Annotated in this window: 8 protein-coding genes; 2 read left to right on the forward strand and 6 right to left on the reverse strand. The window is 42.3% G+C overall.

Going from position 1 to position 12,098, the window contains the following annotated elements; genetic code table 11:
- Window positions 1-2 precede the first annotated feature (2 nt).
- From R8P61_08395 to R8P61_08415, 5 genes are all read right to left on the reverse strand, one after another.
- On the reverse strand, window positions 3-3,011 hold the full coding sequence (locus R8P61_08395) for a T9SS type A sorting domain-containing protein (protein ID MDW3647067.1): 3,009 nt from the start codon (window positions 3,009-3,011) through the stop codon (window positions 3-5).
- A gap of 94 nt (window positions 3,012-3,105) precedes the next feature.
- On the reverse strand, window positions 3,106-3,645 hold the full coding sequence (locus R8P61_08400) for an ArsR family transcriptional regulator (GenBank protein MDW3647068.1): 540 nt from the start codon (window positions 3,643-3,645) through the stop codon (window positions 3,106-3,108).
- Between the two features lie 71 nt (window positions 3,646-3,716).
- On the reverse strand, window positions 3,717-5,186 hold the full coding sequence (locus R8P61_08405) for a pyridoxal-dependent decarboxylase (GenBank protein MDW3647069.1): 1,470 nt from the start codon (window positions 5,184-5,186) through the stop codon (window positions 3,717-3,719).
- A gap of 25 nt (window positions 5,187-5,211) precedes the next feature.
- Window positions 5,212-6,495 carry a sterol desaturase family protein gene (locus R8P61_08410; GenBank protein MDW3647070.1) on the reverse strand — a complete coding sequence of 428 codons (1,284 nt, stop codon included), beginning with the start codon at window positions 6,493-6,495 and terminating at the stop codon, window positions 5,212-5,214.
- Between the two features lie 35 nt (window positions 6,496-6,530).
- On the reverse strand, window positions 6,531-7,601 hold the full coding sequence (locus R8P61_08415) for a Gfo/Idh/MocA family oxidoreductase (protein MDW3647071.1): 1,071 nt from the start codon (window positions 7,599-7,601) through the stop codon (window positions 6,531-6,533).
- A 75-nt stretch (window positions 7,602-7,676) separates the two neighbouring features.
- Between R8P61_08415 and R8P61_08420 the strand changes: the two genes are divergently transcribed.
- Both R8P61_08420 and R8P61_08425 read left to right on the forward strand, forming a co-directional pair.
- Window positions 7,677-8,408 (forward strand): DUF1080 domain-containing protein, encoded by a 732-nt coding sequence (locus tag R8P61_08420; GenBank protein ID MDW3647072.1) that lies wholly within the window; start codon window positions 7,677-7,679, stop codon window positions 8,406-8,408.
- A gap of 94 nt (window positions 8,409-8,502) precedes the next feature.
- Window positions 8,503-10,524 carry a S9 family peptidase gene (locus tag R8P61_08425; protein MDW3647073.1) on the forward strand — a complete coding sequence of 674 codons (2,022 nt, stop codon included), beginning with the start codon at window positions 8,503-8,505 and terminating at the stop codon, window positions 10,522-10,524.
- Between the two features lie 34 nt (window positions 10,525-10,558).
- Here R8P61_08425 and R8P61_08430 read toward each other — a convergent pair whose 3' ends face one another.
- Window positions 10,559-12,058 carry a M20/M25/M40 family metallo-hydrolase gene (locus R8P61_08430; GenBank protein ID MDW3647074.1) on the reverse strand — a complete coding sequence of 500 codons (1,500 nt, stop codon included), beginning with the start codon at window positions 12,056-12,058 and terminating at the stop codon, window positions 10,559-10,561.
- Window positions 12,059-12,098: the final 40 nt, after the last annotated feature.

The following is a 12,098-nucleotide window of genomic DNA, read 5'->3' on the forward strand; positions in this document are numbered from 1 at the left end:
AACTATTGAATTGAGATCTTTTTAAATAGACTTCCCTCACTACTTTCTACTTGAAGTATGTAAATTCCGGGAGGGTAAGGGGAAATATCAAATTGAATTTTTGGATTCTGGAGGCCTGGATTCCAACTCCGCTTATGGATCAATCTCCCATTTAAATCTCGCAGATGGACCTGGAGTTCCTTCTGAATTGGATGCTTCACTTCAACAGAAAATAGATCGAAAGCTGGATTGGGATAAATGGATAATTGTGTTCCCAAAATATCTTCTTCAATGCCTACGGGATACTGAAGAACGACAATACATTTCTCTGCCGTATCTGATCCACAGTTGTTCTGGAGATCTGTGGTTATCAAACGTACACAATAGGTCCCGGTATCTGCATAGGTATGCGAGGGACTAATGGCTGTACTGCTATTGCCATCACCAAATTCCCACAAATAGGAACCAAAGCTAGATTGATTCACAAAGGTTGCCCTTCTGCTTACTCCTCCTATTACAGTATCAGGAATGGAGAATTCTGATTCGGGTAAAGGAGTGATCAATACGCCTATGGTATCTTTTGCAGTACAATTATTAGAATTACTTACTTCAACGCTATATAGCCCACTAGAGGTGATGGTTATTTGCTGACTGCTTTCTCCGGTACTCCATAGATAGGATAAACCAGGATTCCCTGCATCAAGCAATAGGGATTCACAGACAGATTGATCACTTCCGAGATTTACTGTGGGGAACGTATCAAAACCAGTAATATTAATGGTATCTGTCAGGACACATCCTCTGGGTTCCTGGACAGAAACAGAATATATACCTGGAGTCGAGATGGTAATTGTTGGGCTAGTGGCACCTGTATTCCAATTAAATAAGGAAGCTGCACCATAATTGGTAGTCAATATATCTCCACATAATACCCCATCTGCTGGTAATCCTGCATCCTGGGGGGTTTCCACAAAGGTCGAATCCGTTACAATACAATTTGCCCCATCATCGGCAGTCAACACATACATGCCTGTTTGGTTAATCGGTATGGAAGAAGCCTGAGAGTTTGTATTCCATAAATAGTTAGTAGCAAATACCCCAGGATCTAAAATGAAATCGGTACAAGAGTAAATAGAATCCTGCATGTTTAAGGGAACATTCACATTCACGGTAACATTCCTAATGGGACTCCTGCAACTTGTGGTGTATGGTACCACCTCAAGATCATATAAATAATTGTATTGATTGGTTGCTGTATTTGTGAGGGAAGAAGAAGCGGGTATCCTTGCAATGCCTTCTAACACAAAGGGGAACTTTGGTTCAGGAAGATCGTTTCTGAAAATATTACCCCCTACACGGTTTTGAACTTCAAGTGTATATCCGTTCCCTTTCGGAAGGAAAATATTGACAGTCAATACTTCTTTTGAATAGGGGGGGACCAGGAATTGCGGATACCTTCCAATTTCGACTCTGTTAGAATCTAATACTACGATCTCAAAGGAAAAATTTTGGGTAGAAATGGGGAATACTGCCAGGCTACGAATTAGAACATCTTGTAGGGCATCAAACTTTATCCCTCGGGTATCAAATCCATCATTTCTAACCGCAGTGGAGATTGAAAGATCTTCTGGGCCTAATTGGAAGGATTTACTATTGACATTTTCAATACTTAAGCGAAAAGTATCTTCAATGAAACGGCTATAATCAGGGGCTACTTCCAAGAGCCCACCACTTTCACCTCTCCAAAAAACATAAGAAGGAGTAGGAACGATATCGCCAGATAAAACCACTTCCTGCGGGCCACATACAGTTGTATCCATGAGCAGGGACGGATCAGGTACATCCAGGACGAATACAGCGATTTCATCTGTATCTATACAGTTCCCAATATTGGCAATTACGGTGAATGTATCTGTTTCAACGACTGTTACCGTGGGATTTGTACTTCCATCCTGCCAGAGATAACTGGCTCCTGCGTTTGTTGCATCCAATACAAGTGGACCTCCAACTCCTTGGCATAAAATGGTATCATTCCCCAGATTTATTTCAGGGGTTGGCAAGACACTAACTTCAGCTTGCCCCCTTGCACCGGGACAACTTGGGATTTCTACTTCCCAATCAAAGAAATAATAAAGCCTATTATTGGGAAAAGGAGTAAATGAAGATTTAACCTCAAATGCTCCGGGGATGGTATAGGGAAAAGCAGGAACTGTAGAAAAACTGATAGCCAGTGAGCCTGCACCACTAAAATTATGGGCAGTAATGGTATAATCTTCTCCTTTGGGAAACTCCATACCAATTGGAATCCGCGTTTTCACGAAAGCTGTGGGTATAGTAACAGACTTACTCATCAAAAGATCTCCATCACTATCGTGCACCCTGAGCTCAAAAGTAACCGGGCCATCTGCATAAGTATGGATTGCATTAACTTTTGCGGCAGTTTCTACTTTAAATCTTTGTCCATTTCCAATAGACCTCAAGTATCTTATAGTCCCAAAAGTTGTATCTACCAAACCAACCCTATCCGATACATAATGAAAATACTCTGGATAAATATTGGTGGTAACATCAGGGCTAAGTGTAAAGGTACTCCCAGACCCTATCGGATTTCCTCCTGTGCTGCTGTCATACCAAACAGTCCCATCTCCTAAATCCGGTATACTCACAGTTAATTCTTCTCCTAAACAAATACTCGTATCATTAAGCACAGGGGTAGGTAAATTACTCAGGATACTTACTCCGATACTATCTCTGCTAGTTCCGCTTCCATCCGTTACATCTACCCAATAAATTCCGCTTGTGCTGACTGTGATACTTTGGCTGCTTTCGCCAGTGCTCCAATTGAAGCTAGCTCCGGCATTCCCAGCATCTAATACAATCGAGTTGCCACAACTTATGGTATCTGCCCCAAGATCTACAATAGGAGCAAATCCGTAAGAATGAAGAGGAAATAATAATGATAGAGCTAAACAGCCTAGTATATGCAAGGCTTTTTCGGTGAGTTTCTTGGAATATGGAAGCAGTAGATGCATGAGAATTTTCTTGATAAAATAAGGTTCCTACTTGTGCTTTTCTATGTAGTATAAATGGGATTATTAGATGTGTTAGATTTTACCAAAGATGGGACTAGTCCTTTCCTCTTTCCCATAGCAATAGAGGTGCGGGTTGATAGAGTTCTAATTTGTCTGGTCCAAACTCATCGCTATCATAACATACATATCGTATCTTTCTCTGAATCAAAGGTTCCGCTTTCTCTATCAAATCGATGAGGTAATTCTTCTCTATTTCGCCTACAAAAACCAGGTCTATAATTTCGCTATTCAATCCTTGAGAAAATTTGCCTACCAGGTAAACCTGTTGGAGATTTCCTAATTGCTTGACTATGTGTTCGACAATATGATCTATGCCCACATACTTGCGGATAATGTTGTGAACTTCCTTGAATAAAGGATGCTTGATATTGGCACTGAAAAATTTCTTGTTGCCTTCCAGCTCAGAATAAAGCATTCCGGCTTCCTCAAATCGATTCAATTCAAGCCTTATGGCATTGGTAGATTCATTGAATTCCTGAGCAAGACTCCGTAAATACGTTCGATTATTGCTGTTCAAAAAGAATTTGAGCAATAACTTGATTCGGGTCTTGGATGATATAAGGGTCTCAATCATTACTATAAATGAGTAACAAATTTACTCATTTTTGATTGATCTGAAAATGCATGTAAGGATTTGGGATAAAATTAATCTGCTTTATCCTGTGCCAATAAGCTTTGTCTTTGAGTCTCAAGGATATCAAAGAATAGTTTCACTTCTTCCAGATGGGTTCTGAAATGTAAGATCGTAAGGCGGAGGTAAATTTTTCCGTCAATTTTAGTAGAAGAAATGAAAATTCTGCCATCTTCCAGTATGGCCTTGATGAGATTTTGGTTAAAAGCATTTGTATCCTCAACAGGAGCCAGACTTCTAAACAGGATGACTGTTAGTTGAGGGTGCAAAGGAAGTTCTATGCCCTCCATTTGCTGAAATCTATGAAAGGCATATTGGGTGAGCAGGAGTTTTTCTCTTAAGGCTGCCTTGAAACTATCTACACCAAAGAGTTGAAGGGGAAGCCAGACGCGGAGACCTCGGAAATGTCGTGTCAGTTCCGGGGAAAGGTCAGAAGGAGAATATTCGATGTCATCTTCTATCAGGTCCTGCAAATAGGCTGCATCAGAGGCAAAAGTGTTCAAGAGTTTCTTACCTTCTCGAACAACGACCATTCCTGTTCCCCAGGGCATAAAGAGTCCTTTGTGAGGATCTATGACCATAGAATCTGTTCTGGATAGGCCAGGATATTTCTGTTTGAACTCTTCCAAAAGCATAAAAAAACCACCATAAGCAGCATCTGCATGAAACCAGAGCCCATATTTCTCCGATATGTCTGCAAGTTTATCCAAGGGGTCAACTGCTCCAACATCAGTAGTTCCCATAGATCCAATCAGGATGGCAGGTTTTAAGCCCTTGGCCAAATCTTCCTGAATCAAAGCTTCTAATTCTCCGGGAATCATCCGGAAATCTTCATCCATAGGAACCTTGCGATAGATCGCCTCTTTCATCCCGATTACCTTCAATGCTTTCTCCAGGGCATGATGGGTTTGTTGGCTAAGGTAAATAACCGTCTGAGGGATATCCCGAGAAGAGATCTTCAGATGTTCCCGAGCGGTATGCATGGCTATGAGGCCCGCATATGATCCTCCTGAACTCAGATTTCCCTGGCAGATTTTTGGATCATAGCCAATCATTTCACCTACCCATCTGATGAGGATGTTTTCTATTCGCACAGCACCAGGTGCCACATAAAATGCTCCTGAATAATAGTTGCAAATAGCGGCAATTAAGTCAGCTAATCCGGATGGGAATAACCCGCCTCCGGGTATATATGCCATATGACCTCCGGAGGAAGCTTTCAATCCTTTTTCATCCAGTTCTTCATGGATGAGCTGCAGGACTTCTTCCAGTTCTATACCTTTATCAGGGGGGGTATAATCGAGTACTTTTTTTGCTTGATCTGGACCCAGCCAAAACATTTTACGGCCTTTGATATTTTGTAAAAACATCAGAACATGCTCAAGACCTGCCTGTCCCCAGGCTGATCGTTGTTCATGATCCGGGTCCAGTTGCCGGGATATTTTTTCATAATGGGCGATCTGTCGCAGGAGATCTACACTCATATCAGAAAGTAGGATCAGATTTAGGCTAGTGATTAGAAACAAGTACCTGACCCAATTCTTCTTTTTGGGCGATTTCTTTTCGATGAAAATATAGAGCACCTAATGCAGAGGCTGCAAAATAGCATGCGACAGCCACTGTAGCCGGAAAGAAAATATCATTTAATCCAAACCAATCCCCTCTAAAGAGAATCCATCCAAATCCAAAGAAGCCTCTGATACTTTCCACCCAAACAGCATATTTATCTCTATCCATCAGAGCAGTATATCCATATATACTCACAAAAATCAACGTACCATATACAGGAATATTGATCTCAACTCCCTGTGAAACCTGATACAGCATAAAATAGAGGAGGAGATTGGCTACAACTAAATGCATCCAGGACCAATTGACCAAAGCTTTGGAAGCTTTTGAATCATACTTTTCATAATTGTACACATCCTCAATCTTAAAGACCGGGTATTTTTCTTTGACATCTTCGGGTCTCCATCCTAAAGGCATGAACCAAATCCTCAGTTTATCCCACCAGCTACTGGCTCGCCAGGCATCTTTCATGAGTAGCCAGACATGCATAAAATTGATCTTGAAAGGATTCCAGGTTGCCATAGGCCGAGTTATTCCATACACTGGCGGTACATCATCCAGTTCTTCCTGAAAGGTGCCAAACACCCGATCCCAAATACAAAAAATAGCACTTAGATTTTTATCCAGGTAAATAGGATTGATCGCATGATGCACCCTGTGTTGGGAAGGAGTAACAATGATATATTCCAGAATGCCCAATTTGCCAATGTGGCGGGTATGGTACCAGAACTGTAGGAACAAATGCAAAGGAGCGATAATACCTATAACTTTAGAGGGAATGCCCAAAATGGCTGCAGGTATCAGGAAAATGGCTCCGAAAGTTACCAGATTGGAAATGGTTTGCCTTAACGCACAGGGCAAATTGAACTCTTCGCTGCTATGGTGAATAGCATGTTGGTTCCAGAAAATATTTACGGAATGATTGAGTCTATGCGACCAGTAACTGGCGAAATCCATGGCTACAAAAGCGATAGCATACAATTGCCAGCTTTCCCCTATTTGTATTACAGCCATTCTTTCCAGGAAAAAAGGATAGCTGATAAGGGCAACGGCCAATCCCAAAGAATCCTTGATGGTATTGGTCATACCCGAACTCAAGCTGGAAATGGTATCCATAGCTTTGACAGTCTTCTTATCCTTCCATTTATCATAAATGGCTTCAATCAGGATAAGTAAGACAAAGCCAGGGATGGCAAATAATAAAGCGGTAGCGTAAGCCTGCATAGCAATAAAATGGGTATTAGATGCAAAGGATGAATTTACAAATATACAGTTTTGCCAGTTTTAAAGGATTCATCAGCTGCCAAAACTATTCGCAAACTATTGATCGCATCATCCAGGTGTTGTGTCAAATCAATATCTTCTCTAATAGCTTTTAGGAAATAAGCTTGTTCTAAATCGCATAAACCCTGATGATCCGGCTCATCCTTCGTACTTACAACTTCATCCTTTTTTGCGAAATTTCCGTTTTCATCGGTTGCAGAATGATGGACAAGCAGGGCATTTGTTTTGGAATGAGAGTCTACATCATCCGAACCTTCATCTCCGATGCCTTTATCCATAATGCTTACGCTTCCTTTTGGACCAACAACATCTTTCACAAAAAAGGCTGTTTCACTCATCATCGGACCCCAGCCTGCTTCATACCAGCCCACAGAGCCATCTTCAAATTTAACCTGCAAATGACCATAGTTATACATTCCGGGAACTAGCTCATCTGAAAGCCTGGCACCTATACCATTAACCATGACTGGTTTTGATTTGGTCATCAGACACATGACATCTACATAGTGCACACCACAGTCAACTATGGGAGACATGGTCTGCATGAGGCTTTTGTGTGTTTCCCAGGTACTTCCGTGGCTCTGTTGATTGAGATTCATACGCATAACCAGGGGTTTCCCCAGCTCTTGTGCAAGTTCGATGAATTTCTCCCAGGCCGGATGTACCCGCAGGATATATCCAATGACCATTTTTTTGCCATGTTTGAGAACCATGCGCTTGATTTCTTCGCATTCTTCAACGGTATTGGCCAAAGGTTTTTCTACGAAAATATGGCAATCAGCTTCCAGAGCCTTCTTCACATAGGCTGCATGGGTATCCGGATAAGTATTTATAGAAACGGCATCCGGTTTTGTTGTTGCTAAGGCTTCCTCATATGAAGAAAAGGTAGGATAGCCTCCCAATTCCTTAGAAAGTCTTTCTTTACTTTCTCCACGGCTTACCAAACCGACGATTTCAAATTCAGGCATTTTGTGGTAGGCTCTCGCATGTGAGGCTCCCATATTGCCACATCCAACTACGAGGATTTTTACAGGGGCTGTTGACATTGGTTTTATTTCTGTTTTCTGAAAAAAATACGATATTGAGGTTTAAGGACTAAAGCTACGAAAATACCTCTCGCGATGAAACTACACTACTCAATCGGCGTAATGCTGATCTTTTCCCTATATAGTTGCGAATCAAAAGTAGAGCAGGAAAATCAGGATAAGCCTGCAGAAAATCAGGCCTATAGCCTTACCGAAGCTGAAAAGGCTGCGGGTTGGGAATTGATGTTTGATGGAAAAACAACAGAGGGATGGCATAGCTATTTGGAAGAAGGAGTTCAGGGATGGAAAGTGGTGGATGGTGCTTTGAGAACGGAAGGAGGAAATAGCGATTTGGTAAGTGATGCTTTATACGAAAATTTTGAACTGGAGCTGGAATGGAAGATAGATGAAAAAGGAAATAGTGGGATCATTTATCTGGTGGATGAAAAGCAGGAAAATAAGGCGACCTCTGTAAGCGGCCCTGAATATCAGATTATAGACAATGAAAATTATCCCAGTCCTTTAAACGAAACCCAGCTAAGCGGGGCCAATTATGCCCTGCATCCTCCCCTGATTTCGGCTAGTAATCCGGCAGGTGATTATAATCATGCTCGCCTGAGTGTGCTCAATGGAGAAGTTGAACACTGGCTAAATGGGAAAAAAGTAGTAGCCTATACTTTGTGGACCCCAGAATGGGAAGCCATTGTGGATACAACCAAGTTTGGAAAAGTACCTACCTATGGTCGAACAAAAAAAGGAAGAATTGCCTTTCAGGATCATGGAGATGGAGTGAGCTTTCGAAATATTAGAATTCGGAATAGAGATTAGAGTTTTATTTCAGAAATATAGAATTCCTATTTACCTACATTCACAGGATGATTTCCTAAGTGAATGCATAGCTTTTACCTAAGCAAGATTAAACATGAACAAACTATTCACACTAAGCATCCTGATTCTATCTTTTGCCTGCATGTCGAGCATGTATGGACAGGGAGTGAATTCAGATGACGTATTTAATCTGGAATATGCCAGTGATCCTCAAATTAGTCCTGATGGCAAACAAGTGGTTTACAGTCGGAGATCCCTGGATATTATGAAGGACAATACGCGTTCTTCTTTATGGATTATCAATGCTGATGGATCTGCTCATCGTCCTCTCGCAGAAGCTCCTTCCCGTTTGGCGCGCTGGTCCCCGGATGGAAAGAAACTCATCTATATTTCTGCTGAAGGAGATGGCGCACAAATCTATCTTCGTTGGATGGACTCGGGGATAACCACGCCCATCAGTTATGTACAGAATTCTCCTTTCAATATACGTTGGTCTCCGGATGGCAATTGGATTGCATTCAATATGTTTGTTCCCGGTCAGGCGGAAATGCCTATTCCTTTACCTAAAAAGCCGGAAGGAGCCGAATGGGCAAAACCTCCGGTCTATATAGATGACGTTACCTACCGGAGTGATGGGGGAGGATTCAATCCTGCAGGTTTCGCACATGTCTTTATCCTTCCTGCAGATGGAGGAACGGCCCGACAGCTTACGGAAGGGGATAATAATTTTTTCGGTGCGGTAAGTTGGACGAAAGATGGGAAATCCCTCATCCTTTCTGCCAATATCCACGAAGATAAAGACTATGAACCTGCCAATTCAGAGCTCTACAAACTGGATATCGCCAGCGGAAAAATGTCTGCCCTAACAGATCGACTGGGCCCCGATTCCAATCCCAAAGTTTCTCCAGATGGTAAAATGATAGCCTATACGGGGAATGATGAGAAATACCTGGGATATCAGCTCAACCAATTATATGTCATGGACAGTGATGGAAGAAATAAAAAGCTGATTTCCGGAGATTTTGACCGGGATGTAATGAATCCTCAATGGGATAGTGAAAGCAAGGGCTTTTATTTTCAGTATGATGACGAAGGAATTACCTATGTCGCTCATATGAAAATGAATGGAAAAGTGAGAAAAATGGCTTCGAAAGTTGGGGGAACTACTTTGGGCCGTCCCTATGCAAGCGGATCATACAGCATTTCCTCAGAAGGAACTTTCGCCTATACTATCAACAGCCCGACGCGTCCGGCAGATGTAGCCATAGGGATGGATGGAGTAGAAGAAGTAACTCAAATCACTAACTTAAATGAAGATCTCTTCGGGCACAAAGAGGTTCCGGGTGCAGAGAGCATTTGGTGGAAGTCTTCTTATGATGACAGAAAAATACAAGGTTGGGTAGTTCGTCCTCCGGATTTTGACCCCAATAAGAAGTACCCGCTATTATTAGAGATACACGGCGGACCATTTACCAATTACGGTGAGCGCTTTTCAGCGGAAGTACAACTCTATGCCTCTGCTGGCTATGTGGTGCTTTACACAAATCCCAGAGGAAGTACCAGTTACGGACAAGAATTCGGAAACCTCATTCATCACAACTATCCGAGCAATGACTATGATGACCTTATGTCAGGAGTTGATGCAGTGATAGAAAAAGGATTTATCGATGAAGATCACCTCTATGTAACCGGAGGTAGTGGAGGGGGAGTCCTTACTGCATGGATCGTGGGACATACCGATCGTTTTAGAGCGGCTGTTGTGGCCAAGCCCGTGATCAACTGGACGAGCTTTGCTCTGGTGGCAGATAATCCTGCCTTTTTCTCTAAATATTGGTTTGGTGGATTTCCCTGGGAAAAGCAGGAGAATTTCTGGCAGCGCTCACCCCTGGCTCATGTAGGCAATGTTTCCACTCCTACTATGGTTCTTTGTGGGGAATCCGACCTCCGTACGCCTATATCCGAATCAGAACAGTTCTACACTGCTCTCAAACTCAGGAAGATTGAAACAGCTCTGGTACGCATACCGGGAGCCTATCACGGCATAGCAGCTCGACCGAGCAATCTGATCACGAAAGTGAATGCTATTTTATACTGGTTTGATAAATACAAAGATTAATCGAAAAAGCCCCGAAGATTCTTCGGGGCTTTTTTTAAAATCGATTGACCAGTATTGACAAGAAGGTTCGAATCCCATACGGAATTTGCGCCAATTTCAAGTTCTCATTGGGACTGTGCTGATTATTATCTGCATTTACCATGGGTAAAATGATAGCAGGAATCTGCAATTCATTGATGAAGGGGGAAATGGGAACTGTTCCTCCCATGATTCTCACTTTTACCGGGGGACGATTGTGAGTCGCAGTCATCAGCTTGTCTAGCCAGTTTGCAAAGTCTTCGCTCATATCTGTTCGGAAGGGCAGGCTAGCTCCTCCGGAATTGAGTTGGCAGATTTTGGGATAAATGCTTCTTTCCTCTGCAGTCGGGGGAGCAGTTGTTAAGTAATAACCTTGCTCTCTGATATGATCTTTTAGTGCCTGAATCAGCTTTTTGGGATCACTTTCCGGTACCAAACGAATGTCGATAGCTGCTGTGGCCTGATCTGGAACGATAGTTCTTGCTTTATCTCCTACCCAGGCTGCTTCTATGCCTCTGACATTTAAGCTGGGATATTGTAAAGACTCCTGGTAATTCATGCCTACCTTTTCTGCTTCTGCTATCCCCAGTTTTTTGAAAATTGCTTCCTCATCGTCAGGAACTGCAGCCAGGATCTTTTTGGTTTCTTCATCCAGCTCAATACCATCGTAATATCCTTTTACAACTACTCTTCCAAACTCATCTTTCATACTTGAGAGAAGCTTGGAAATTCTGAAAACGGGATTAGGAGCATAGTTTCCATAGTGGCCACTATGTTGAGGCTTTGAGGGACCAAATACAGTGAGATCCACACGGGTGATTCCTCTACATCCAAAAATCATTGTAGGTTGTCCTGAGAGATGCATAGGGCCATCATGTATCATGAGGAAATCAGCTTTTAGCTTGTCTTTGTATTGCTTAACAGCTGCTGCCAAAGGGCGACTTCCTTTTTCTTCTTCTGAATCTAGCAGGACTTTGATGTTCCAACGGATAACTGCATCACTATTCATCAACATATCCATGGCATGCAAGAACATTACAATCGGCCCTTTGTCATCAGCGGCAGATCGTCCAAACATTCGCCAATCCGGATTGAAGCCTTCAATATTTGACCAATCCATGGCTTCCCATTCCCCCGCATCATTTTCCGCTTTTAAAACCACTTCATAAGGACTGTCCTGATTCCATTTGGAGGGATCAACCGCCTGGCCGTCCAAATGCATATAGAATAGCAGGGTTTTCGCATTGGCCATTTTGGGGAGCTCAGCGAAGAAAAGAGGCTCATTGCTGGTTTCCAACAATTCCGTTTTGAATCCTCGTTTAGAAAACTCCCTATCCAACCATTCAATATTTTTCATGATATCCTCGTGATTGAGGGCATCATTAGGGATTGCTACAAAATTTTTGAGGTCCTTCGCAGCCTTTATACTTTGATTCAGGATTGCTTTTTCTATCACCTGAGCAGAAAGACTTTGGAAAAGGAATAAAAACAATAGGACAGAAAGGTAGTTTTTCATTTTTTTGGATATTGTAATCCTTCAAAAATAGGATAAGTTC

Source organism: Bacteroidia bacterium (assembly GCA_033391075.1).
Taxonomy (GTDB): domain Bacteria; phylum Bacteroidota; class Bacteroidia; order J057; family J057; genus JAWPMV01.